This window comes from Streptomyces tsukubensis (assembly GCF_003932715.1).
Taxonomy (GTDB): domain Bacteria; phylum Actinomycetota; class Actinomycetes; order Streptomycetales; family Streptomycetaceae; genus Streptomyces; species Streptomyces tsukubensis.
Genome location: NZ_CP020700.1, coordinates 1,546,109 through 1,570,000, shown reverse-complemented (window position 1 = coordinate 1,570,000; position 23,892 = coordinate 1,546,109). Strand labels below are relative to the sequence as shown.

Genomic DNA, 23,892 nt, shown 5'->3' with positions numbered 1-23,892 from the left:
CACGTTGGTGGTGGGGTGACGGGTGGCTGGTCGTTGTTTGAGAACTGCACAGTGGACGCGAGCATCTGTGGCCAAGTTTTTAAGGGCGCACGGTGGATGCCTTGGCACCAGGAACCGATGAAGGACGTGGGAGGCCACGATAGTCCCCGGGGAGTCGTCAACCAGGCTTTGATCCGGGGGTTTCCGAATGGGGAAACCCGGCAGTCGTCATGGGCTGTCACCCGCTGCTGAACACATAGGCAGTGTGGAGGGAACGAGGGGAAGTGAAACATCTCAGTACCCTCAGGAAGAGAAAACAACCGTGATTCCGGGAGTAGTGGCGAGCGAAACCGGATGAGGCCAAACCGTATGCGTGTGATACCCGGCAGGGGTTGCGTATGCGGGGTTGTGGGATCTCTTTTCTGCGGTCTGCCGGCCGTGGGACGAGTCAGAAACCGTATGGATAGGCGAAGGGCATGCGAAAGGCCCGGCGTAGAGGGTAAGACCCCCGTAGCTGAAATTCATGCGGCTCGTTTAAGAGACACCCAAGTAGCACGGGGCCCGAGAAATCCCGTGTGAATCTGGCGGGACCACCCGTTAAGCCTAAATATTCCCTGGTGACCGATAGCGGATAGTACCGTGAGGGAATGGTGAAAAGTACCGCGGGAGCGGAGTGAAATAGTACCTGAAACCGTGTGCCTACAAGCCGTGGGAGCGTCGGGGGTCGGACTTGTCCGGCTCCTCGTGACTGCGTGCCTTTTGAAGAATGAGCCTGCGAGTTTGCGGTGTGTTGCGAGGTTAACCCGTGTGGGGAAGCCGTAGCGAAAGCGAGTCCGAATAGGGCGATTTAGTAGCGCGCTCAAGACCCGAAGCGGAGTGATCTAGCCATGGGCAGGTTGAAGCGGCTGTAAGAGGTCGTGGAGGACCGAACCCACCAGGGTTGAAAACCTGGGGGATGACCTGTGGTTAGGGGTGAAAGGCCAATCAAACTCCGTGATAGCTGGTTCTCCCCGAAATGCATTTAGGTGCAGCGTCGTGTGTTTCTTGCCGGAGGTAGAGCACTGGATAGGCGATGGGCCCTACCGGGTTACTGACCTTAGCCAAACTCCGAATGCCGGTAAGTGAGAGCGCGGCAGTGAGACTGTGGGGGATAAGCTCCATGGTCGAGAGGGAAACAGCCCAGAGCATCGACTAAGGCCCCTAAGCGTACGCTAAGTGGGAAAGGATGTGGAGTCGCAGAGACAACCAGGAGGTTGGCTTAGAAGCAGCCACCCTTGAAAGAGTGCGTAATAGCTCACTGGTCAAGTGATTCCGCGCCGACAATGTAGCGGGGCTCAAGCGTACCGCCGAAGTCGTGTCAATCCAGCAATAGGGCCAACGCCTGTTGGGTTGGGTAGGGGAGCGTCGTGTGCCGGGTGAAGCCGCCGCGTAAGCGAGTGGTGGATGGTACACGAGTGAGAATGCAGGCATGAGTAGCGATACACACGTGGGAAACGTGTGCGCCGATTGACTAAGGGTTCCTGGGTCAAGCTGATCTGCCCAGGGTAAGTCGGGACCTAAGGCGAGGCCGACAGGCGTAGTCGATGGACAACCGGTTGATATTCCGGTACCCGCTTTGAAGCGCCCAGTATCGAATCCTCTGATGCTAAGGCCGTGAAGCCGCCTTTGATCTCTTCGGAGTGATGGGGAGTGGTGGAGCCGCTGAACCGAGGTGGTAGTAGGTAAGTGATGGGGTGACGCAGGAAGGTAGTCCAGCCCGGGCGGTGGTTGTCCCGGGGTAAGGGTGTAGCCCGTGTGGTAGGTAAATCCGTCACACATTGAGGGTGAGACCTGATGCCGAGCCGATTGTGGTGAAGTGGATGATCCTATGCTGTCGAGAAAAGCCTCTAGCGAGTTTCAAGGCGGCCCGTACCCTAAACCGACTCAGGTGGTCAGGTAGAGAATACCGAGGCGTTCGGGTGAACTATGGTTAAGGAACTCGGCAAAATGCCCCCGTAACTTCGGGAGAAGGGGGGCCATTCCTGGTGATCGTCTTTACGATGTGAGCTGGGGGTGGCCGCAGAGACCAGCGAGAAGCGACTGTTTACTAAAAACACAGGTCCGTGCGAAGCCGTAAGGCGATGTATACGGACTGACGCCTGCCCGGTGCTGGAACGTTAAGGGGACCGGTTAGTGACCTTTCGGGGTTGCGAAGCTGAGAACTTAAGCGCCAGTAAACGGCGGTGGTAACTATAACCATCCTAAGGTAGCGAAATTCCTTGTCGGGTAAGTTCCGACCTGCACGAATGGCGTAACGACTTCTCGACTGTCTCAACCATAGGCCCGGTGAAATTGCACTACGAGTAAAGATGCTCGTTTCGCGCAGCAGGACGGAAAGACCCCGGGACCTTTACTACAGTTTGATATTGGTGTTCGGTTCGGCTTGTGTAGGATAGGTGGGAGACTTTGAAGCGGCCACGCCAGTGGTTGTGGAGTCGTTGTTGAAATACCACTCTGGTCGTGCTGGATGTCTAACCTGGGTCCGTGATCCGGATCAGGGACAGTGTCTGATGGGTAGTTTAACTGGGGCGGTTGCCTCCTAAAGAGTAACGGAGGCGCCCAAAGGTTCCCTCAGCCTGGTTGGTAATCAGGTGTTGAGTGTAAGTGCACAAGGGAGCTTGACTGTGAGACCGACGGGTCGAGCAGGGACGAAAGTCGGGACTAGTGATCCGGCGGTGGCTTGTGGAAGCGCCGTCGCTCAACGGATAAAAGGTACCCCGGGGATAACAGGCTGATCTTCCCCAAGAGTCCATATCGACGGGATGGTTTGGCACCTCGATGTCGGCTCGTCGCATCCTGGGGCTGGAGTCGGTCCCAAGGGTTGGGCTGTTCGCCCATTAAAGCGGTACGCGAGCTGGGTTTAGAACGTCGTGAGACAGTTCGGTCCCTATCCGCTGTGCGCGTAGGAGTCTTGAGAAGGGCTGTCCCTAGTACGAGAGGACCGGGACGGACGAACCTCTGGTGTGCCAGTTGTCCTGCCAAGGGCATGGCTGGTTGGCTACGTTCGGAAAGGATAACCGCTGAAAGCATCTAAGCGGGAAGCCTGCTTCGAGATGAGGACTCCCACCCCCTTTGAGGGGTTAAGGCTCCCAGTAGACGACTGGGTTGATAGGCCGGATCTGGAAGCCAGGTAACTGGTGGAGGTGACCGGTACTAATAGGCCGAGGGCTTGTCCATGTTTGCTCGCGTCCACTGTGTTAGTTCTGAGGCAACGACCGTTGCCGGTTTCCAGCAGAACATCAATTGAAGAGTGTGCTTGTTCGCTCGAAACCGTTAGGGTTTCGGTGGTCATAGCGTGAGGGAAACGCCCGGTTACATTCCGAACCCGGAAGCTAAGCCTTTCAGCGCCGATGGTACTGCAGGGGGGACCCTGTGGGAGAGTAGGACACCGCCGAACAATCTTTCAGGGCCCTGGGTCCAGCGTTCAACGCTGGGCCCAGGGCCTTTTTGCTTTCCGTCGTAGAGCGCACCCCCTCGGGGTGCGCGAGAATGGCCGCAGTACCCGAAGACAGGAGTCACGTCGATGTCCACCAACTCTCCCGACGACCGTCCGGAGCGCGAACCGCGCCGTCGAGACGGCAGCGACCGGGGCGGATTCCGTGGTAGTCGTGACGACCGTGGTCCGCGGCGTGACGGTGACCGTGACCGTGGCGGATACCGCGGACCCCGGGACGACCGGGGCGGCCGGCCTTCGGGCGGTGGCTATGGACGGCGTGACGACGACCGTGGTCCGCGTCGTGACGACCGTGGCGGCGACCGTCCGTCGTTCCGCCGTGATGACGACCGCGGCCCGCGTCGTGACGACCGTCGTGATGACCGTCCCGGTGGGTTCCGTCGTGACGACAACCGCCGTGATGACAACCGTGGTGGCGAGCGCAGCGGCGGGTACCGCGGCGGTGACCGTGACCGTGACCGTGGTCCGCGTCGTGACGACAGCCGTGGTGGCGACCGTCCCGGTGGCTTCCGCCGTGACGACCGGCGTGACGACCGTCCGTCGTTCCGCCGTGATGACGACCGCGGCCCCCGCCGCGATGACCGGCGTGACGACCGGCCCTCCTTCCGCCGCGACGACAACCGCGGCGACCGCGGTGGATACCGTTCGAACGAGCGCCGTGACGACCGGTCCAGCGGCTTCCGCCGTGATGACGACCGCGGCCCCCGTCGTGACGACCGACGCGACGACCGTCCCGGCGGGTTCCGCCGTGACGACAACCGCGGTGGCGAGCGCAGTGGTGGTTTCCGTCGTGATGACCGTCCCGGTGGGTTCCGTCGTGACGACAACCGTGGCGGCGAGCGCAGTGGCGGGTACCGCGGTGGTGACCGTGGTCCGCGTCGTGACGACAGCCGTGGTGGCGACCGTCCCGGTGGATTCCGCCGTGACGACCGGCGTGATGACCGTCCGTCGTTCCGTCGCGACGACGACCGCGGCCCGCGTCGTGACGACCGGCGTGATGACCGGCCCTCCTTCCGCCGTGATGACGACCGCGGCCCGCGTCGCGATGACCGGCGTGATGACCGGCCCTCCTTCCGCCGCGACGACAACCGCGGTGGCGAGCGCTCCGGTGGCTTCCGCCGCGATGACCGCCGCGATGACCGCCGTGACGACCGGCGTGATGACCGGCCCTCCTTCCGTCGTGACGACGACCGTGGTGGATTCCGCGGCGGCCGCCCCGCCGGACGGCCCGGCGACCGTGACCGCGACCGCGGGGGCCGCCCCGGCGGCGGCGGTGGCGGCGGTGGCTACGGGCGCCGTGACGACCGCTCCGGTGGCTTCCGCCGCGACGACCGGGACCGCGACCGGCCCGAGCGCGAGCCCGTCAAGCGGCTGCCCATCCCGGACGACGTCACCGGCGACGAGATCGACCAGGACGTACGGCAGGAGCTGCAGAGCCTGCCGAAGGGCCTCGCCGAGGACGTCTCCCGTAACCTCGTGATGGTCGCCAAGCTGATCGACGATGAGCCGGAGGAGGCGTACGGCTACTCCCGTGTCGCGCTGCGGCTGGCCTCCCGGGTCGCCGCGGTCCGCGAGGCCGCAGGGTTCGCCGCGTACGCGACCCAGCGGTACTCGGAGGCGCTCGCCGAGTTCCGGGCCGCCCGTCGGATGACCGGTGGCGTCGAGCTGTGGCCCGTGATGGCGGACTGCGAGCGCGGCCTCGGCCGGCCCGAGCGGACGCTGGCGATGGCCGGCGAGCCCGAGGTGCTCAAGCTGGACAAGGCCGGTCAGGTCGAGATGCGGCTGGTGGCCGCCGGTGCCCGGCGGGACATGGGGCAGCTGGACGCCGCCATTGTCACGCTCCAGAGCCCGGAGCTGGCCTCCACCTCCGTCCAGCCGTGGACCGCGCGGCTCCGGTACGCCTACGCCGATGCGCTGCTGGCCGCCGGGCGCGAGGACGAGGCACGCGAGTGGTTCGCCAAGGCCGTCGAGGCCGACAAGGACGGTACGACCGACGCCTCCGACCGGCTTGCCGAGATGGACGGCGTGGAGTTCGTCGACGCCATGGACCTCGACGACGACACCGATGCCTCCGATGAGGCCGCCGACGCCTCCACGGACGTCGACGTCGACGTCGACGTCGACGCCGAGGCCGCCGACGACGAGTCGGACGAGGACGACGAAGACGACGACGAAGATGAGGACGACGAAGATGAGGACGATGACGAGGACCGGGACGGCGACCGGGACGCGTAGCGTCAGCGCGTAACAGACGACAAAGGGCGGTCCCTCACCGAGGGGCCGCCCTTTTTCGTGCCCGGGCTACTCCAGCGCCAGGCTCCGCAGCACCAGCCCGGTCGCCGGCTTGGGGCCGAAGGACGTCGATTTACGCGGCATTGTCACGCCCTGGCGGGCCAGTTCGCGGACGATCTCCTCCCGTACCGGATGCAGCAGCACCGCCGTACCGCCGTGGCGTTCCGCCTGGTCCACGGCCGCCGCCGTGTCGTGGATGTAGCCGATCTCGTCCGGCGAGTCCGGGATCCGCCACAGCTCCTCCAGCACCGTCGCGTGCAGCACGGTCGCGTCCAGCGCCCGCCAGGCCTCCGGACGGTCGGCGCGGACCGTCCGGGCGATCAGCGCGGGGTCCGGCCGGTCGGCCAGATGGAAGGAGCCGTCACCGGCGAGCAGGAAGGCGTTGCCGTCGGCCGTGGCCTCGGCGAGGGCGTCGAGCGCCTCCGGCAGCGGCAGGTCCAGCCGGCGTACCCGGAACGAACCGCCGAGCGCGGCGAGGGCCTGTTCCGGCGGAAGGCGGCGGATCAGCCGGTGGATCGCCCGGACCCGCAGCGGATAGCGGGCCGTGTCCACGAGAAGGACTAGACCGTAGTTCCAGGGGCCCGGATCCGGATGCTCGGCACGCAGCCGCAGATAGGTGGACCAGCGGTGGTGGCCGTCGGCGATCAGCGCCTGACGGCCGGCCAGGTCCTTCGCCACCCCCGCGATGTCCACCGGATCGGTCAGCGCCCACAGCCGGTGGCTGAAGCCGTCCTCGGTGGTCGTGGCGAGCAGCGGGGGCCGCAGGACGGCCTGTTCGACGACGGCCGTCGCACCGGTCGCCTCCCCTTCGCCGCGGTAGGTGAAGAGCAGGGGTTCGAGATTGGCGTCGGTGGTACGCATCAGGGCGGCCCGGTCGGCAACGATGTCGGGCATGACGTCCTCGTGCGGCAGGACGATCCCCTCGGCGGGTTCGGAGAGCGCGAGGGCGCCGATCAGACCCCGCTGCAGAAGATCGCCGTGCCGCTGCTCGTACACGTACAGCGCGGGCTCGGGATCGGCGGCCAGCACTCCCTCGGCCAGCCAGCGGGCCAGGGTGTCGGCGGCCTGGCGGTGGCGGTCCCCGGGGGTGGGCGCCTGCGGCAGGATCAGCCGGACGATGTTGTGCGGATCGGACGATTCCAGATGGTCGAGTCCGTCGGGCCGGACCACGACGTCGTACGGCGGGGAGGTGACGGCGGCGAGGGAGCCGACCCGTTCGGGGACGTAGCGCAGCCCGCGGAAGGGGAGCAGACGCAGGCCGTCGGTGGCCGCGGGACCTTCGCTGTTCATCCGTGCATCGTAAGCGCGGCCGGGCATGCGCGATGATCGGGGGAGTGACCGCCGGTATGAGGAGTGTTGACGGATGAGTGGGCTGCGGGTCAGGAACCGGCCGGACGGCAGCGGAGACGCGCTGTGCACGGCGTACGACACCGCTCTGCTCGACCTGGACGGGGTCGTGTACGCGGGCGGGGAGGCCGTCGTGCACGCCGTGCCGTCGCTGCTGGCGGCCCGGGACGCCGGGATGAGGCTGGCGTACGTCACCAACAACGCGCTTCGCCCGCCGGATGCGGTGGCCCGGCATCTGACCGAGCTGGGGGTGCCCGCGACGGCCGGTGAGGTCATCACCTCGGCGCAGGCGGTGGCCCGGCTGATCGCGGAGCGGGTCCCCGCGGGGGCGCGGGTCCTGGTGATCGGCGGGGAGGGGCTGCGGCTCGCGCTCCGGGAGCGCGGGCTGGTGCCCGTGGAATCGGCGGACGACGATCCGGCGGCCGTCGTCCAGGGGTACGGCGGGCCCGAACTGCCCTGGGGGCGGTTCGCCGAGGCGTCGTACGCAATCCGGCGCGGAGTGCCGTGGTTCGCCTCCAACACCGATCTGACGATTCCCGGCGCCCGGGGCATCGGGCCGGGCAACGGGGCGGCGGTGGAGGTCGTCCGGATCGCCACCGGCGCCGAGCCGGAAGTCGCGGGCAAACCGCTGCCGCCGATGCACCGGGAGACGGTGCTGCGGACCGGGGCGCGCCGGCCGCTGGTGGTGGGAGACCGGCTGGACACCGATATCGAGGGCGCGTTCAACGGGGACGTCGACTCGCTGCTGGTGCTGACCGGTGTCACGGATCCGGCGCAGCTCCTGGCGGCGGAGCCACGGCACCGGCCGACCTATGTGGACGCGGATCTGCGGGGGCTGCTGACCGGGCAGCCGGAGGTCACCGGGGACGCAGCGGCCGGGTTCGGCTGCGGCGGCTGGACCGCTTCCGTACGGGACGGGGCACTGGTCCTCGACGGCGAGGGGCAGGCACTGGACGGGCTGCGGGCCCTGGCAGCGGCGGCCTGGACCGATGCGGGCGACGGGGTCTGCACGGCCGCGGCAGGCAAGGCGCTGGCAGGGCTGGGGTGGTGACGGACACCCCGGCACACGGACGACCCCAGTGGTCGCGAGGGTAGGCTAACCTAACCTTTTCGTCGGTATCCCGGCGTCGGCGGTGGTGCGCCCGGACGGGGTCCGGGCCCGGCCGCCGGAGCCGGAGCCTTCGCACGCGAGCGCAGGAGTACGACCCCATGCAGCGACTCACCGCGGAATCGGTCACGCTCGGCTACGACCGGCGGGTGATCGCCGAGGGGCTGACGGTGGCGATCCCCGACCACTCCTTCACGGTGATCGTCGGCCCCAACGCCTGCGGCAAGTCCACCCTGCTGCGGGCCCTGTCGCGGATGCTGAAGCCCACCGAGGGCCGGGTGCTGCTGGACGGTCAGGCCATTCACTCGCTGCCCGCGAAGAAGGTGGCACGGATCCTCGGACTGCTCCCGCAGACGTCGATCGCGCCCGACGGGATCACCGTCGCGGATCTGGTCGCCCGCGGCCGGTATCCGCACCAGGGTCTGCTGCGGCAGTGGTCGCCCGAGGACGAGCGGATCGTCCGGGAGTCGATGGCCGCCACCGGGGTCCTCGAACTCGCCGAGCGCTATGTCGACGAACTGTCCGGCGGACAGCGCCAGCGGGTGTGGATCGCCATGGCACTGGCCCAGCAGACCCCGCTGCTCCTGCTCGACGAGCCCACCACCTTCCTCGACATCCAGCACCAGCTCGAAGTGCTGGACCTCTGCGCCGAACTCCACGAAACCCAGGGGCGGACCCTGGTCGCGGTCCTGCACGACCTCAACCAGGCCGCGCGGTACGCCACCCATCTCGTCGCCCTGCGCGACGGACGGGTCGTCGCCGAGGGGCCGCCGTCGGAGGTGGTGACGGCCGAACTGGTGGAAGAGGTGTTCGGGGTACGGAGCCGGGTGATCGACGACCCCGAGTCGGGGACGCCGCTGGTGGTGCCGGTGGCCCGGCGGCGCGCCGCGACGGTGCCCGGGAGCCGCGGGGAGACGGCGAAAGCCCTGTAGGGCCCCCGTGGTCCCGGGGGCGGCCGGTCAGAGGAGGGAGCGCAGCCGCATCAGATCGCGGAAGCCGGCCTCCAGCTTCACCCGGCCCGACGCCCACGCCTTCCCGAAGTTCAGCTTGCCGTCGACCATCGCCACGAGATCGTCGCCGGTCATCGCCAGCCGGATCTCCGCCTTCTCGCGCGGCGGGCCCGGGTGGTCGTCCGCGACGTCGATCACGCCCTGCCGCAGCCGGCCGGTGAACGTCACGTCCAGGTCCCGGATATGACAGCTCATGGAGCGGTCGAGCGCGGTCGCGCCGCGGACGTCGCCGTCCGCCCGCGCGAGATTGTCACTGAGTCTGCCGAGCGCCTCACGGCACTCTTCCTTCGTCGCCATCGGGATCGACCGTACCTCAGTCCTTCGGGGTAGCGTCGGGGCATGAACGACGTGACGCCCGGCCCCCCGGACCAGGGAGGGGCCCCCGCCCCCGAGCCGGCAGCAGTCCCGGCAGCCGACCCGGCGGCGAACCCGGTGGCGGACGAATCCGGCAGGCCCGGCGAACCGGGCGGGGAGGCGGGTCCTGCCGCGTACGAACCGGCCGCGCCCGCGCCGCTGGGCGTGGTCCGGGAGCCGACCGGGGACGCCGCCGTCGACGCCGTACTCGACCGGCTCGCGGACGCCGACCACCTCACGGCCGACGGACACCTGGACGTGTACGAGGATGTACACGAGGGTCTGCGCACGGTGCTGGGCGCGCTCGACGCGCCCGACCGCACCGCGCACCACCCCCCGCACCCCGTACCGCACGACCACAGGAGCTGAACCGAACGTGGCAGGAGCCGCCCGTCGCCGTCTCGACGCAGAGCTGGTACGCCGCAACCTCGCGCGCTCGCGCGAGCACGCGAGCCAGCTGATCGCCGCAGGCCGGGTCACCGTCGGCGGCGCCACCGCGACCAAGGCCGCCACCCAGGTCGAGACGGCCGCCGCGATCGTGGTGACCGCCGACGACGACGATCCCGACTATGTGTCCCGCGGTGGCCACAAGCTCGCGGGCGCGCTGGCCGCGTTCGTCCCCCTCGGCCTGGTCGTGGAGGGCCGGCGGGCGCTCGACGCCGGGGCGTCGACCGGCGGCTTCACCGATGTCCTGCTGCGCGCGGGCGCCACCCGGGTCTTCGCCGTCGACGTCGGCTACGGGCAGCTCGCCTGGTCGCTCCAGAGCGACGACCGGGTCACCGTCAAGGACCGCACCAACGTCCGCGAACTGACGCCCGAAACCCTCGACGGCGAACGCGTCGACCTGGTCGTGGGCGATCTCTCGTTCATCCCCCTCGGGCTGGTGCTGCCCGCGCTGGTCCGCTGCACCGTACCGGACGCCGATCTGGTGCTGATGGTCAAACCGCAGTTCGAAGTGGGCAAGGAGCGGCTCGGCAGCGGCGGTGTCGTCCGCAGCACCGAACTGCGCAAGGAGGCCGTGAGGACCGTGGCGGCACAGGCCGCGGCCCTCGGACTGGGCGTGCTGGGCGTCACCGCCAGCCCGCTGCCCGGGCCCTCCGGGAACGTCGAGTACTTCCTCTGGCTGCGGGCCGGGGCGCCCGAGCTGGATCCGGCGGACGTCGAACGAGCAGTGGCGGAGGGACCTCGTTGACCACAGCAGGGACGACCACAGCAGGGACGACCACGGCGGATGCGGCAGGAGCGGCCGCACCCGGCGAACGGACCGTCTTCCTCCTGGCGCACACCGGCCGGAAGGCCGCCGTCCGCAGCGCCGAACTCGTCGTCCAGGGCCTGCTCCGCAGCGGACTGCGGGTCCGGGTACTGGAGGCCGAGGCGGCGGACCTGCCGCTGCCCGCGGCCGTGGAGACCGTACCCGAGGCCACGCCGTGCGCCCTCGACGGCTGCGAACTGATCGTCGTCCTCGGCGGTGACGGCACCCTGCTGCGCGGCGCCGAGTTCGCGCGCGCCTCCGGGGTGCCGATGCTCGGGGTCAACCTGGGGCGGGTCGGCTTCCTCGCCGAGGCCGAGCGTGACGATCTCGACCGGGTCGTCAACCGGGTCGTCGACCGGGCCTACGAGGTCGAGGAGCGGATGACCATCGACGTGGTGGTGCACCGCAACGGCGATGTGGTGCACCGCGACTGGGCGCTCAACGAAGCCGCCGTCCAGAAGGTGTCGCCCGACCGGATGCTGGAGGTCGTCCTGGAGATCGACGGGCGCCCGGTGACCGCCTTCGGCTGCGACGGCATCGTCTGCGCCACCCCCACCGGCTCCACCGCCTACGCCTTCTCGGCCGGCGGACCGGTGGTGTGGCCGGAGGTGGAGGCGCTGCTGATGGTGCCGATCAGCGCCCACGCCCTGTTCGCCAAGCCGCTGGTCACCTCCCCGACGTCGGTGCTCGCGGTGGAGGTGCAGGAGCACACCCCGCACGGGGTGCTCTGGTGCGACGGGCGCCGCACGGTGGAACTGCCGCCGGGGGCCAGGGTGGAGGTCCGCAGAGGAGCCGTACCGGTACGGCTGGCGCGGCTGCACCATGCTTCGTTCACGGACCGGCTGGTGGCGAAGTTCGCCCTGCCGGTGGCGGGGTGGCGGGGCGCTCCTCCGACGCACTAGGTCCGGGGCGGAGGCGGGGGTCAGCCGCCGCCCACCAGCATCCCGACGGACACCGCAAGCATGACCAGCCCCAGCACGACGGCGAAGGCCGCGAAGGGCTCCCGGGGGCCGGTGACCGAGGCGAGGGCGGGCTCCTCCGGGTCGTAGACGACGAGAGTGAACCCGGGGAGCCGCTCCTTCTCCCACACGGTCCGGAGGGACACGACGCCCTGGAGTTCCTGCCCGTCGGCCGTCGTGAAGTCGAGCAGGGGGAAGTACTGGGCGTCGAAGCGGACCGCGCGGTAGCCGGTGATCCGGGCGCCGACCGTGATGCCGTGGCGGCGCAGCCGCCGCAGGGAGCGGGTGCGGCGGGGGCGGCTGCGGGCCGGTATCCCCATGAAGAAGATCCGGCATCCCAGCGGGGCGATCCAGAAGGACAGGAAGGCGAGGACGGCGGTCGCCCAGGGGTGCTCCGCCCGGAGGGTCACCGCAAGGACGACCGCGAACCAGACCAGCCAGGCCGCGCCGTACAGGACCCGGATCCGGATCCTGTACGGCGCGGACCGGCGGATCCGGTCCCGCCTCGACGGCCGTACGACCACCGTGACCAGGACCTCCGCCGCGTCCACCACCGGGGCGGCGGCCACCGCCCCGGCCACTGCGGCCCGGAACGCCTCGGCGGTGTGCACGTTCCGCGCGGGCAGAAAGAGAAACGGAGGGGTGCCTGCCGGAAGGGGTAGGCCCGGCCGGAGGTGGAGCATGACGCCCGGGCGGGGATCCGGTCCGCCCGTCTCCGCCGCCCGGATCGCCGTCGCCGGGACCTGCCAGGTGGTCCGGCCGTGTACGAACGTCAGACCGAGGCCGTCGAGACGCGCCGACGCTCCCGCAGCCGCGATCACCAGTTCCGGTGAAGTGTTTTCCGGCATCTGCGGAGCATAGAGGCGTACGAGACCGGTAGTACCAGGTGATGACGGGGATATCCGCACGGGGTCCGCGTCGCGCGCCGCCCGGGAAACCTCGTATGGTCGTGTCCGTGTTGGAGGAGATGAGGATACGGTCCCTCGGGGTCATCGACGACGCCGTCGTCGAGCTGTCCCCCGGGTTCACCGCGGTGACCGGCGAGACCGGAGCGGGCAAGACCATGGTCGTCACCAGCCTGGGGCTGCTGCTCGGCGGAAGGGCCGACCCCGCGCTGGTGCGCATCGGCGCGAAGTCCGCCGTCGTCGAGGGGCGGATCGCCGTCGGCAAGGACGTCTCCGCCGCCCGGCGTGCCGAGGAGGCAGGAGCCGAGCTGGACGACGGAACCCTGCTGATCAGCCGGACCGTGTCCGCGGAGGGCCGCTCCCGGGCGCACCTCGGCGGCCGGTCCGTACCCGTCGGACTGCTGTCGGAACTCGCCGACGACCTCGTCGCCGTCCACGGCCAGACCGACCAGCAGGGACTGCTGCGGCCCGCCCGGCAGCGTGCGGCACTCGACCGCTACGCGGGCACCGCCGTGTCCGGGCCGCTCGCCGACTACACCACCGCCTACCACAGGCTGCGGGCGCTCACCGCCGAACTGGCCGAGCTGACCACCCGGGCCCGGGAACGGGCCCAGGAGGCCGATCTCCTCCGGTTCGGACTGAACGAGATCGCGCGCGTCGAACCCCGCCCCGGCGAGGACACCGAACTCGCCGCCGAAGCGGAGCGGCTCCGTCACGCCGAGGCCCTCGCCTCCGCCGCCGCGGCCGCACACGCCGCGCTCGCCGGCCACCCCGAGGACCCGGAGGGCGTCGACGCCACGACCCTCGTCGCGGGCGCGGGCCGGGCCCTGGACGCCGTACGCTCCCACGACCCCGCCCTGGCCGCGCTCGCCGAGCGCATGGGCGAGATCTCCATCCTCCTCTCCGACGTCGCCGGGGAACTCGCCGGATACGCGGACCGGCTGGAGGCCGACCCGCTGCGGCTCGCGGCCGTGGAGGAACGGCGGGCCGCGCTCACCGCGCTCACCCGCAAATACGGCGAGGACATCGCGGCCGTCGCCGCCTGGGCCGAACAGGGCGCCGCCCGGCTCACCGAACTCGACGGCGACGACGACCGCATCGGTGAGCTCACCGCCGAACGCGACACCCTCGGCGCCGAGCTGGCCGGGCTCGCCCGCCGGCTCACCGACGCCCGTACCGATGCCGCGGCCCGCTTCGCCGCCGCCGTCACGGAGGAACTGGCGTCGCTGGCCATGCCGCACGCCCGGGTCTCCTTCGCCGTCGGACAGCAGGACGACCCGGACGGCGTCGACATCGGCGGACGGACCGTCGCCTACGGCCCGTACGGCGTCGACGAGGTCGAACTGCTGCTCGCCCCGCACCCCGGCGCCCCGCCGCGGCCGATCGCCAAGGGTGCGTCCGGCGGTGAACTGTCCCGGGTGATGCTCGCCGTCGAGGTCGTCTTCGCCGGTACGGACCCCGTCCCCACCTACCTCTTCGACGAGGTCGACGCGGGCGTCGGCGGCAAGGCCGCGGTCGAGATCGGCCGGCGCCTGGCCAAGCTCGCCCGCTCGGCCCAGGTCGTCGTGGTCACCCATCTGCCGCAGGTGGCCGCCTTCGCGGACCGTCAGCTCCTCGTCGAGAAGACCAACGACGGCACCGTCACCCGCAGCGGCGTGACCGTCCTGGAAGGCGAGGACCGGGTCCGCGAACTGTCCCGGATGCTCGCGGGCCAGGAGGACTCCAGCACCGCCCGCGCCCACGCCGAAGAGCTGCTGGCCGCGGCCCGGAGCGACGGGTGAGGGCCCGGGCGTTCGGGACCGCCTTCGCGGTCGGAGCCGGGGTGTACGGGGCGCTGCGCCGCGGCGGCCCCGCCGCGCCCGGCGGCCTCGGCGCCCGCTTCCGGCGCGAGAACCGCGCGGGCCGGGCCGTCACCCTCTTCGCGGGACCGGCCGTCGCCGCCGGGGCCGCGGCCGGGACCGGCGGCGTCACCGCAGTGACGGTCCTCGCGGCCGCCGCCTGCGGAGCCTTCGACGACCACGCCGCCGCGGACGACCCCCGGCGCGGGTTCCGGGCCCACCTCGAAGCGCTGCGGAACGGCGAACTCACCGGCGGCGGGGTGAAACTGCTCGGCATCGGGGCCGCCGGACTGGCCGCAGGCCTGCTCCTCAAAGAGCGTCCCGTCGACCGGATCCTCGCCGGAGTGGTGATCGCGGGCACCGCGCACCTGGTCAACCTGGTCGACGTCGCCCCCGGGCGGGCCGTGCTCGCGGTCCTCGGCGCCGGCGCGCCCGGACTGCTGCGCGGCGGCCCCGCCGGAGCCCTCACGGCGGCCACGATGGGCGCGGCGGCCTCCGTCGCGGTCGCGGACCTCACCGAGGAGACCATGCTCGGCGACACCGGAGCGCATGCGCTGGGCGCCGCGCTCGGGACCGCGATCGTGGCCGCCAACGGACGCACCGGACTCGCCCTGCACGCGGCGGGCGTCGTCGCGGCGGCCGTGTACGGGGACCGGAGCGCCGCGGTCGGGGATGCGGAGACTCACCCGGGCGGGTGAGGTACGGGCACGGCGGTAGCGGCCCCGTACACACACATTGCCGTAACGGCCTTACGGGCTGGCATCCTTGGCGGGTGACACAGTTGCGTACGGTCCAGGTGCTGGGCGGCGGCAGCGCGGGAAGCGGCACGCACGTCCGGTCACTGGCCTCGGGGCTGGTCGCGCGGGGCGTGCGGGTGACCGTCTGCGCCCCGGCGGGACCGGCACACGCCTACGACTTCCCCGGCGCCGGTGCGGACTTCGCGCCCGTGCCACGGCGCAGCGACCCCGTCGCGGTCGGCGCGCTCCGGGCGGTCTGCCGCGGCGCGGACCTGGTCCACGCGCACGGGCTGCACGCCGGGGTCCGGGCCGCGATGGCGCTCGGCGGGCTGCGGGTGCCGCTCGTCGTCACCTGGCACACCCGGGCCCGGGCGGACGGCGCCCGCAGCCACGCGGTGAACCTGCTGGAACGCCGGGCCGCCCGGGCGGCGGCCGTCGTCCTCGGCACCTGCTCCGAACTCGTCGACCGGGCCCGCAGCCGGGGCGCCCGCGACGCCCGGCTGGCGCCCGTCGCCGTACCCCTGCCCAGGGTGCTCACCGGGGCGGAAGCCCTCTCGCCCGACAAGGCACGGGCCGAACTCGGCGCCGTCGGACGGCCCGTGGTGATGTCGGTGGGCCCTCTCGTACCGCATCAGGGGTACGACGTCCTCCTCGACGCAGCCGCCGGGCTGCGGGACCGGGGCCCCGCGCCGGGGCCGCTGGTGCTGATCGCGGGGGAAGGCCGCGAGCGGGGCGCCCTGCAGCGGCGCATCGACACCGAGGAACTGCCGGTCCGCCTGCTGGGGCACCGGGACGACATCGGTGATCTGCTGTGCGCCGCCGACGTGGCCGTCCTGCCCAGCCGCTGGGAGGCCCGGTCCGTTCTCGCCCAGGAAGCGCTGCGGCGCGGGGTGCCGCTGGTCGCCACGGCCGTCGGAGGCGTACCGGAACTCGTCGGCGACGCGGCGGAACTCGTCCCGTACGGCGACGCCGCCGCGCTGGCGGAAGCGGTACGGGGCCTGCTCGCCGCGCCCGGCCGCCGTGCCGAACTGGCCGAGGCGGGCAGGGCGCAGGCGGCGACGTGGCAGACGGAGGACGACACGGTCGCGCAGATCCTGAGCATCTACGACGAACTGGTCCCCCCGCTCCGCCGGGTCGCCTCCCGCGGGGTCGCCTCCCGCTGAGGGTCCTCGCGCCGGGGTTCCCGGGGGTGCCGTTGCCCGCGGGGTGCGGGCGGCTCCTGCGCCTCAAGCTCCCCCAAAGCTGCCTTTGGGGGGACCCCCAGCGGGGCTTTAAAGATGGGTGACCGTTGCTCCGTGGTGTAGGTCGCCGGTCCTGCCGGTGCGGGTGGGTCGGTGGCCTCCGGGCTCACCTCCTCGCGGCCTGCGATGCACCACTCCACGGGGAGCCCTGCTTGTCGCAGGCCACTGCGGGGGCGACCCTGCACCCCCCTCCCACGTGATCCCCGCATGATCAGACGCCCAAGGTCCCCGTGTTGTCGCGCGTCACCGGGGACGGGGAACTCTCCTGATCACCGCCCGGGGAGATTTCCCCTTCTCGGGGCACAGGCACCCCCTGATCTGCGGGGACCACTTGGTGGGTGACCGGGCGGACTCGTTCTCCCCGGGGGTCAAGTCGGGGTGATCTCCGGAGGGGGGTGCAGGGTCGCCCCCGCAGCCGGTGGCGACAAGCAGGGCTCCCCGTGGAGCGGTGCATCGCCGCCGGCGAGGAGGTGAGCCCGGAGGCCCACGACCCGGCCGCACCCGACAAGACCGGTGCCCTACCCCACGGAGTAACGGGACTCGACCACCGGAGGACCCGCACCCCGCTGGGGCGGCAAGGACACGTACCTGGGGGCGCGAGGAACTGCGCGACAAGCCACAACGGCCCGCGGCCGGACACGCAACCCCAAACCACCAACGGCGCACCCCGCCCCCCGAGGCCCGGGCCTACCCCACGGGGTGACGGGACTCGACCACCGGAGGACCCGCACCCCGCAGGAGCGAAGAGAACAAGAAAGGGGCGCGAGGAACTGCGCGACAAGCCACAACGGCCCGCGGCCGGACACGCAACCCAAACCACCAACGGCGCACCCCGCCCCCCCGTACCGCCCGTCAGGGCACGTGGCGGCGGGCGCGGAGCGCCAGGCTCAGCGTCAGCACCGACTGCGGGTCGTCCAGATCCGTCCCCAGTAGGTCCGAGATCCGGGCCAGCCGGTTGTACAGCGTCTGGCGGTTCAGATGGAGCTCCCGCGCGGTCTCCGCCTTGCGGCCCGCGTGCGAGAGGTACGTCTCCAGCGTGGGCAGCAGCGGCGGGCGGGCCGTCGCGTCGTACGTCCGCAGCGGGCCGAGCGCCCGTTCCACGAACGCCGCCAGATCGGGATCGTCCCGCAGCCGCCACAGCAGCAGTTCGATATCGAGGCGGCGCGCGTCGTACCAGGGCCGGCCGGTCAGGCCCTGCGCGGCGGTCGCCGTCTCCGCGGCGTGCCGCAGACTCGCCGGGACCGCGCTCCAGCCGCCCGCGCGGCCCACGACCACCACGGGCGGACGGGCACCCGCCCGGTCCGCCCCGGCGCGGGCCACCCCGGCGCGGAGCGCGGCTGCGACCCGGTCGGCGACGGGTTCCCGTTCCTCCTCGGTGCGCAGCCCCACCAGCAGCGGTACCCGGCCTTCCACGGGACGTACCCCGAGCAGTACCGGCACTCCGGCGGCGGACAGTTCCTCCTGGAGCGCGTGGGCCAGCGGCGCCCAGGTGCAGCCGCCGGGGGAGAGCCGCATGACGACCGGCAGCAGGGGTCCCGTACCGGGGCGGAAGCCGAGCACCTTCGCCTGGGCGGGTGCGTCCCCGGCCGCGATCCGGCCCTCCGCGAGGTCGGTGAGGAAGTCGCCCCGGCCGCGGGCGGCCAGCTCCTCCTCCTGGCGGGCCTGCATCAGAACGACCGCGAGCAGTCCGGCGGCCCGTTCCGCGGCCATCCGGTGGACCGTGTGCGGCGGGGTGCCGACCGGGGGCAGCACCAGTCTGGCCCGGACGGACGAGGCGCCCTGGCCGCCGCCGGGGACATCGACGAGGACCGTGCCCGCGGGCGGGGAGAGCCGGGTCTCCCGGGAGCCCCGCAGTCCCTCCCACACCTGGAGCGGATCGGCCGCGGTGTCGGCGGCGCCCGGCCCGGCCGCGTACAGCAGCTCCCCTTCGGCGGTCTCCAGGAAGACCGGCCCGGCGGCGAACTCGGCGAGGATCCCCAGGACCTGCGGGATGCCGCCGCCCCCGAGGAGCACCTCCGTACAGCGGCGGTGGACCTCGTCGGCGCGGCGCAGCAGGGCGTAGTGCCCGTTGACGATCTCGGTGTGGATCTCCTCCGTCACCGAGACGAAGGCCACCTCCCGGTGGAGCTGCACCAGCGGCAGACCGCTGGAGCGGGCGGTGTCCACGATCGCCGACGGCAGCTTGCTGAACCGCGGCCCCAGCTCCACCACGAGGGCGGCGATGCCCCGCTCGGCGAGCTGCCGGACGAAGGCGCGCTGCTCGGCGGGTCTGGTGCCGAGGCCCAGACCCGTCGTCAGCAGCAGCTCGCCGCCCTTGAGGAGCGACGCGATGTTCGGCACCTCGCCCGCGTGGACCCAGCGCACGGTGCGGTTCAGCTTCTCGGCCCCGGTGACGACCTCCGGCAGGCCGGACCGCAGCCCGGGCAGTTCGAGCGCCCTGCGGACGGTGATGCCACCCCGGGGCTCTCCTCGGATCTCCACGGACGTGCCGTTCCTATCCGCCGTAGGCGCCGGATGCGGTCAGCCGCAGCGCCGTGTCGATCAGCGGGACATGGCTGAAGGCCTGGGGGAAGTTGCCCACCTGGCGGCCGTTCTTGGAGTCCCACTCCTCGGCGAGGAGCCCGAGGTCGTTGCGGAGGGCCAGCAGCTTCTCGAAGAGCTTCCGGGCCTCGTCGACCCGGCCGATCATCGCGAGATCGTCGGCCAGCCAGAAGGAGCAGGCGAGGAACGCGCCCTCGTCGCCCTCCAGTCCGTCGACCCCGGCGTCCTCACCGGCCGTCGGGTAGCGCAGGACGAAGCCGTCCTCGGTGGACAGCTCGCGCTGGATCGCCTCGATGGTGCCGATGACCCGCTTGTCGTCGGGCGGCAGGAAGCCCATCTGGGGGATCAGCAGCAGGGAGGCGTCCAGCTCCTTGGAGCCGTAGGACTGGGTGAAGGTGTTGCGCTCCCGGTCGTAGCCCTTCTCGCAGACGTCCCGGTGGATGTCGTCGCGCATCTGCCGCCAGCGCTCCAGCGGTCCGTCGACGTCACCGGCCTCGATGAGCTTGATGGTGCGGTCGACCGCGACCCAGGCCATGACCTTGGAGTGGACGAAGTGGCGGCGCGGTCCGCGGACCTCCCAGATGCCCTCGTCCGGCTCCATCCAGTGCTTCTCCAGGTATTCGATCAGCTTGAGCTGGAGGAGGGAGGCGTAGTCGTTGCGGGCGAGACCGGTCATATGGGCGAGGTGGAGGGCCTCGGTGACCTCGCCGTAGACATCGAGCTGGAGCTGGTGGGCGGCGCCGTTGCCGACGCGGACGGGGGTGGAGTTCTCGTACCCCGGCAGCCAGTCCAGCTCCGCCTCGCCGAGCTCCCGCTCACCGGCGATGCCGTACATGATCTGAAGGTTCTCCGGGTCTCCGGCGACGGCCCGCAGCAGCCACTCGCGCCAGGCGCGGGCCTCGTCCCGGTAGCCGGTGCGCAGCAGGGAGGAGAGGGTGATCGCGGCGTCCCGCAGCCAGGTGTAGCGGTAGTCCCAGTTCCGTACGCCGCCGATCTCCTCCGGCAGGGAGGTGGTGGGCGCGGCGACGATCCCGCCGGTGGGGGCGTAGGTGAGGGCCTTCAGGGTGATCAGGGAGCGGATCACCGCCTCCCGGTAGGGGCCGTGGTACGTACAGTGTTCGACCCACTCGCGCCAGAACTCCTCCGTGGCCTCCAGCGAGGCCTCCGGCTCGGGCAGCGCGGGCGGCCGGTGGTGCGACGGCTGCCAGGAGAGGGTGAAGGCGATCCGCTCGCCGGGGGAGACGGTGAAGTCGGAGTAGGTGGTCAGGTCCTTGCCGTAGGTGTCGGTGGGGGAGTCGAACCAGACCGAGTCGGGGCCGGCCACGGCGACCGTCCGGCCGTCGACCTTGTGGACCCACGGCACGATCCGGCCGTACGAGAACCTCATCCGCAGTGCGGAGCGCATCGGGACCCGCCCGCTGACGCCCTCCACGATCCGGATGAGCTGCGGGGCGCCGTCGCGCGGCGGCATGAAGTCCGTCACCCGGACCGTGCCGCGCGGGGTGTCCCACTCGGACTCCAGGATCAGGGAGTCGCCCCGGTAGCGGCGGCGGTCGGCGGCCGGGGGCTCGGCTCCGGGGGCGGGGGCGGGCCCCAGCCTCCAGAAGCCGTGTTCCTCGGTTCCGAGCAGTCCCGCGAAGACGGCATGCGAGTCGAAGCGGGGCAGGCACAGCCAGTCCGCCGTGCCGTCCCGGCAGACCAGTGCTGCGGTCTGCATGTCCCCGATGAGTGCGTAATCCTCGATGCGCCCGGCCACGTGCATCTCCAGTCGAACGGCCACGTCCGCCCCGTAGGGCGCTTGCTGTGGTCGGGGCCGCGTACATCACCGGTACGGGGCCCGGACGAGCTGCGGAAACACGGCTGTGAACCGTTCCGACGCCATCGTCGCCACCCTGCTCCGATGCGCTCCGCGCGCCCCTCGGCATCGCTCAGAAGAGCGAGTGTCCGAGCAGGATACGACGCGACACAGCCATCCGCGTGGCGCTCTCGACAACGTGAGTCATCCGAACGAGTGAGCCATGGGTGAACCGCTGGTGAGGGGTGGTGTCAGTGAGGTGTAAGCGCAGAAAAAGGGGTGCTGCGGCGGCCGGGACAGGGGAGGCGGGGAGGGGTCCGGGGGAGCAGAGGGAGGGACGGGAGCGCGCGTGGCCGGAAGCAGCCTCCCCCTGTCGCTGATACCCTGGTACCCCGTGGACCGGTGGCATGCCTGTCGAGAACAGGCGCCCCGAAACCGCAGCGACGGCACCCCCCGAACCCCTTCCGGGCCTCGGTACGGGCTGCCGGAACGCACCTCACCTCGCGACCACGGGAGCCCCCTCTTGGCGATGCCGCCCAACACCATGACGACCAAGCACATCTTCGTCACCGGGGGTGTCGCCTCCTCCCTCGGAAAGGGCCTGACGGCCTCCAGCCTGGGTGCGCTGCTGAAGGCCCGGGGACTGCGGGTCACGATGCAGAAGCTCGACCCCTATCTGAACGTCGACCCCGGCACGATGAACCCCTTCCAGCACGGTGAGGTGTTCGTCACCAACGACGGCGCCGAGACCGACCTGGACATCGGCCACTACGAGCGCTTCCTCGACGTCGACCTCGACGGCTCGGCCAACGTCACCACCGGCCAGGTGTACTCGCAGGTCATCGCCAAGGAGCGGCGCGGCGAGTACCTGGGCGACACCGTGCAGGTCATCCCGCACATCACCAACGAGATCAAGAGCCGGATCCGCCGGATGGCGACCGACGACGTCGACGTCGTCATCACCGAGGTCGGCGGTACGGTCGGCGACATCGAGTCGCTGCCGTTCCTGGAGACCGTCCGCCAGGTCCGCCACGAGGTCGGCCGGGACAACGTCTTCGTCGTCCACATCTCCCTGCTGCCCTACATCGGCCCGTCCGGCGAGCTGAAGACCAAGCCGACCCAGCACTCGGTCGCCGCGCTCCGCAATATCGGCATCCAGCCCGACGCGATCGTGCTCCGCGCCGACCGGGAGGTGCCGACCGCGATCAAGCGGAAGATCTCCCTGATGTGCGATGTCGACGAGGCCGCCGTGGTCGCCGCCATCGACGCCAAGTCGATCTACGACATCCCGAAGGTGCTGCACACCGAGGGCCTCGACGCCTATGTGGTGCGCAAGCTCGACCTGCCGTTCCGCGATGTCGACTGGACGACCTGGGACGATCTGCTGGACCGGGTCCACAACCCGGCCCACGAGGTCACCGTCGCCCTCGTCGGCAAGTACATCGACCTGCCCGACGCCTATCTCTCGGTGACCGAGGCGCTGCGCGCCGGCGGTTTCGCCAACCGGGCCCGGGTCAAGGTCAAGTGGGTCACCTCCGACGACTGCAAGACCCCGGCCGGGGCGAAGAAGCAGCTGGAGGACGTGGACGCGATCTGCATCCCCGGCGGCTTCGGCGACCGCGGTGTCAGCGGCAAGGTCGGCGCCATCCAGTACGCCCGGGAGAACCGCGTCCCGCTGCTGGGGCTCTGCCTCGGCCTCCAGTGCATCGTGATCGAAGCGGCCCGCAACCTCGCCGCGATCTCCGAGGCCAACTCCACCGAGTTCGACGCCGCCACCGCCCACCCGGTGATCTCCACCATGGAGGAGCAGCTGGCGTACGTGGAGGGCGCGGGCGACCTCGGCGGCACCATGCGGCTCGGGCTCTACCCGGCCAAGCTGGCCGAGGGCTCCATCGTGCGCGAGGTCTACGGCGACCAGCCGTACGTGGAGGAGCGCCACCGCCACCGCTACGAGGTGAACAACGCCTACCGTGCGGAGCTGGAGAAGAAGGCGGGCATCGTGTTCTCGGGCACCAGCCCGGACAACAAGCTCGTCGAGTACGTCGAGTACCCCCGCGAGGTGCACCCGTACCTGGTCGCCACCCAGGCGCACCCGGAGCTGCGGTCCCGCCCGACCCGCCCGCACCCCCTCTTCGCGGGTCTGGTGAAGGCCGCCGTCGAGCGGAAGTCCGGCGCCTGACGATCAAGGCGTTACGGTTGACCGGGGTACGGGCCCGAGAGGCGGCCCGTACCCCGATCGACTTTCTGCGGGAGGGCCGGGATGGGAAACGAAGCGACCGGGACGGCGGCCGGAGCCGTCGTGGACACGCCGGAGGAGTGGCGGGTCACGGCGACGGTCACCCCGTTCCGGGGCAACAAGACCAGTGTCCGCACCGACGACGTGGTGATGCCCGACGGTTCGGTGGCCCGCCGCGACTACCAGGTCCACCCGGGTTCGGTGGCGGTGCTCGCCCTCGACGCCGACGACCGGGTCGTGGTCCTGCGCCAGTACCGCCATCCCGTACGGCAGAAGCTGTGGGAGATCCCGGCCGGACTGCTGGACGTGCCGGGGGAGAACCCGCTGCACGCGGCCCAGCGGGAGCTGTACGAGGAGGCCCACGTCAAGGCCGAGGACTGGCGGGTGCTCACGGACGTGTACACCACCCCCGGCGGCTGCGACGAAGCGGTACGCATCTTCCTCGCCCGCGATCTCTCCACCGCCGAGGGGCAGCGGTACGAGGTCTCCGAGGAGGAGGCCGACATGGAGCTGGCCCGGGTGCCGCTGGCCGATCTGGTCCGCGGTGTGCTCGCCGGGGAACTGCACAACAACTGCCTGGTGGTGGGGGTGCTGTCGGCGGTCGCGGCCCGTGCGGGCGAGGGCTTCGACGCACTGCGCCCCGCCTCGGCGCCCTGGCCGGCCCGCCCCTTCGAGGTCTAGCGCCGCCCGAAGTTCCGTCCGGACGTGCCGCCGACCCCGGTGGCACGTCCGGCTCCCGTTGCGGGGTTCCCGCGCCGTGGTGCCCCTCCACCGGAGCTATTCATCATCCAGTCTGATGATCTGC

Annotated in this window: 17 protein-coding genes and 2 rRNA genes; 14 read left to right on the top strand and 5 right to left on the bottom strand. The window is 70.9% G+C overall.

Annotation, left to right across the window (positions count from 1 at the left end; all coding sequences use genetic code 11):
• The first annotated feature begins 69 nt into the window (after positions 1–69).
• The 4 genes from B7R87_RS05535 (at position 70) to B7R87_RS33050 (ending at position 5,707) form a co-directional block, all read left to right on the top strand.
• Positions 70–3,195 (top strand): 23S ribosomal RNA (locus B7R87_RS05535).
• Between the two features lie 103 nt (positions 3,196–3,298).
• Positions 3,299–3,415: ribosomal RNA gene (rrf, locus tag B7R87_RS05530) — 5S ribosomal RNA — on the top strand.
• Between the two features lie 211 nt (positions 3,416–3,626).
• On the top strand, positions 3,627–4,952 hold the full coding sequence (locus B7R87_RS33055; protein WP_006350067.1) for a hypothetical protein: 1,326 nt from the start codon (positions 3,627–3,629) through the stop codon (positions 4,950–4,952).
• Positions 4,844–5,707, top strand: coding sequence for a tetratricopeptide repeat protein (locus tag B7R87_RS33050; protein WP_194445651.1), 864 nt, complete (start codon positions 4,844–4,846; stop codon positions 5,705–5,707). The genes B7R87_RS33055 and B7R87_RS33050 overlap by 109 nt, the downstream gene beginning before the upstream one ends.
• A gap of 66 nt (positions 5,708–5,773) precedes the next feature.
• On the opposite strand, the gene B7R87_RS05520 is transcribed toward B7R87_RS33050, so the two are convergent.
• Positions 5,774–7,054, bottom strand: coding sequence for a DUF1015 domain-containing protein (locus B7R87_RS05520; protein ID WP_006350069.1), 1,281 nt, complete (start codon positions 7,052–7,054; stop codon positions 5,774–5,776).
• A 73-nt stretch (positions 7,055–7,127) separates the two neighbouring features.
• Here B7R87_RS05520 and B7R87_RS05515 point away from each other — a divergent pair, with 73 nt between their 5' ends.
• Positions 7,128–8,162: an HAD hydrolase-like protein gene (locus B7R87_RS05515; protein ID WP_006350070.1), complete on the top strand. Its 1,035-nt coding sequence runs from the start codon at positions 7,128–7,130 to the stop codon at positions 8,160–8,162.
• Positions 8,163–8,320: 158 nt separating this feature from the next.
• Positions 8,321–9,151, top strand: a complete 831-nt coding sequence (locus B7R87_RS05510; protein ID WP_006350071.1) for an ABC transporter ATP-binding protein — start codon at positions 8,321–8,323, stop codon at positions 9,149–9,151.
• Positions 9,152–9,178: 27 nt separating this feature from the next.
• Here the strand turns inward: B7R87_RS05510 and B7R87_RS05505 are convergent, their stop codons facing one another.
• The gene (locus B7R87_RS05505; protein ID WP_006350072.1) at positions 9,179–9,526 is read right to left on the bottom strand and encodes an SCP2 sterol-binding domain-containing protein; all 348 of its coding nucleotides are present in this window, start codon (positions 9,524–9,526) and stop codon (positions 9,179–9,181) included.
• Between the two features lie 42 nt (positions 9,527–9,568).
• On the opposite strand from B7R87_RS05505, the gene B7R87_RS05500 reads away from it, so the two are divergent.
• The 3 genes from B7R87_RS05500 to B7R87_RS05490 are packed head-to-tail and all read left to right on the top strand — an operon-like array spanning position 9,569 to position 11,737.
• The gene (locus B7R87_RS05500) at positions 9,569–9,952 is read left to right on the top strand and encodes a hypothetical protein (RefSeq protein ID WP_006350073.1); all 384 of its coding nucleotides are present in this window, start codon (positions 9,569–9,571) and stop codon (positions 9,950–9,952) included.
• Positions 9,953–9,959: 7 nt separating this feature from the next.
• Entirely contained in the window at positions 9,960–10,775 is an 816-nt protein-coding gene (locus tag B7R87_RS05495) for a TlyA family RNA methyltransferase (RefSeq protein ID WP_006350074.1), read from the top strand.
• Positions 10,772–11,737 carry an NAD kinase gene (locus tag B7R87_RS05490; RefSeq protein ID WP_006350075.1) on the top strand — a complete coding sequence of 322 codons (966 nt, stop codon included), beginning with the start codon at positions 10,772–10,774 and terminating at the stop codon, positions 11,735–11,737. Before B7R87_RS05495 ends, B7R87_RS05490 begins: the two co-directional genes overlap by 4 nt.
• Positions 11,738–11,757: 20 nt before the next feature.
• Here B7R87_RS05490 and B7R87_RS05485 read toward each other — a convergent pair whose 3' ends face one another.
• Positions 11,758–12,642: a hypothetical protein gene (locus tag B7R87_RS05485; RefSeq protein WP_006350076.1), complete on the bottom strand. Its 885-nt coding sequence runs from the start codon at positions 12,640–12,642 to the stop codon at positions 11,758–11,760.
• Positions 12,643–12,737: 95 nt separating this feature from the next.
• On the opposite strand from B7R87_RS05485, the gene recN reads away from it, so the two are divergent.
• From recN to B7R87_RS05470, 3 genes are all read left to right on the top strand, one after another.
• On the top strand, positions 12,738–14,480 hold the full coding sequence (gene recN / locus B7R87_RS05480) for a DNA repair protein RecN (RefSeq protein WP_006350077.1): 1,743 nt from the start codon (positions 12,738–12,740) through the stop codon (positions 14,478–14,480).
• Entirely contained in the window at positions 14,477–15,235 is a 759-nt protein-coding gene (locus B7R87_RS05475) for a hypothetical protein (protein WP_130585419.1), read from the top strand. The genes recN and B7R87_RS05475 overlap by 4 nt, the downstream gene beginning before the upstream one ends.
• 74 nt (positions 15,236–15,309) lie before the next feature.
• The gene (locus B7R87_RS05470; protein WP_130585420.1) at positions 15,310–16,437 is read left to right on the top strand and encodes a glycosyltransferase family 4 protein; all 1,128 of its coding nucleotides are present in this window, start codon (positions 15,310–15,312) and stop codon (positions 16,435–16,437) included.
• A gap of 930 nt (positions 16,438–17,367) precedes the next feature.
• Here the strand turns inward: B7R87_RS05470 and B7R87_RS05465 are convergent.
• Positions 17,368–18,996, bottom strand: coding sequence for a PucR family transcriptional regulator (locus B7R87_RS05465; protein ID WP_130585421.1), 1,629 nt, complete (start codon positions 18,994–18,996; stop codon positions 17,368–17,370).
• 13 nt (positions 18,997–19,009) lie between these two features.
• Positions 19,010–20,812, bottom strand: a complete 1,803-nt coding sequence (locus B7R87_RS05460) for a glycoside hydrolase family 15 protein (RefSeq protein ID WP_040916722.1) — start codon at positions 20,810–20,812, stop codon at positions 19,010–19,012.
• A gap of 568 nt (positions 20,813–21,380) precedes the next feature.
• Here B7R87_RS05460 and B7R87_RS05455 point away from each other — a divergent pair.
• Together B7R87_RS05455 and B7R87_RS05450 are read left to right on the top strand one after the other, a co-directional pair.
• Positions 21,381–23,030, top strand: a complete 1,650-nt coding sequence (locus B7R87_RS05455; protein ID WP_040916721.1) for a CTP synthase — start codon at positions 21,381–21,383, stop codon at positions 23,028–23,030.
• An 81-nt stretch (positions 23,031–23,111) separates the two neighbouring features.
• Positions 23,112–23,768, top strand: a complete 657-nt coding sequence (locus B7R87_RS05450; RefSeq protein ID WP_006350083.1) for an NUDIX domain-containing protein — start codon at positions 23,112–23,114, stop codon at positions 23,766–23,768.
• The last annotated feature ends 124 nt before the right edge of the window (positions 23,769–23,892 follow it).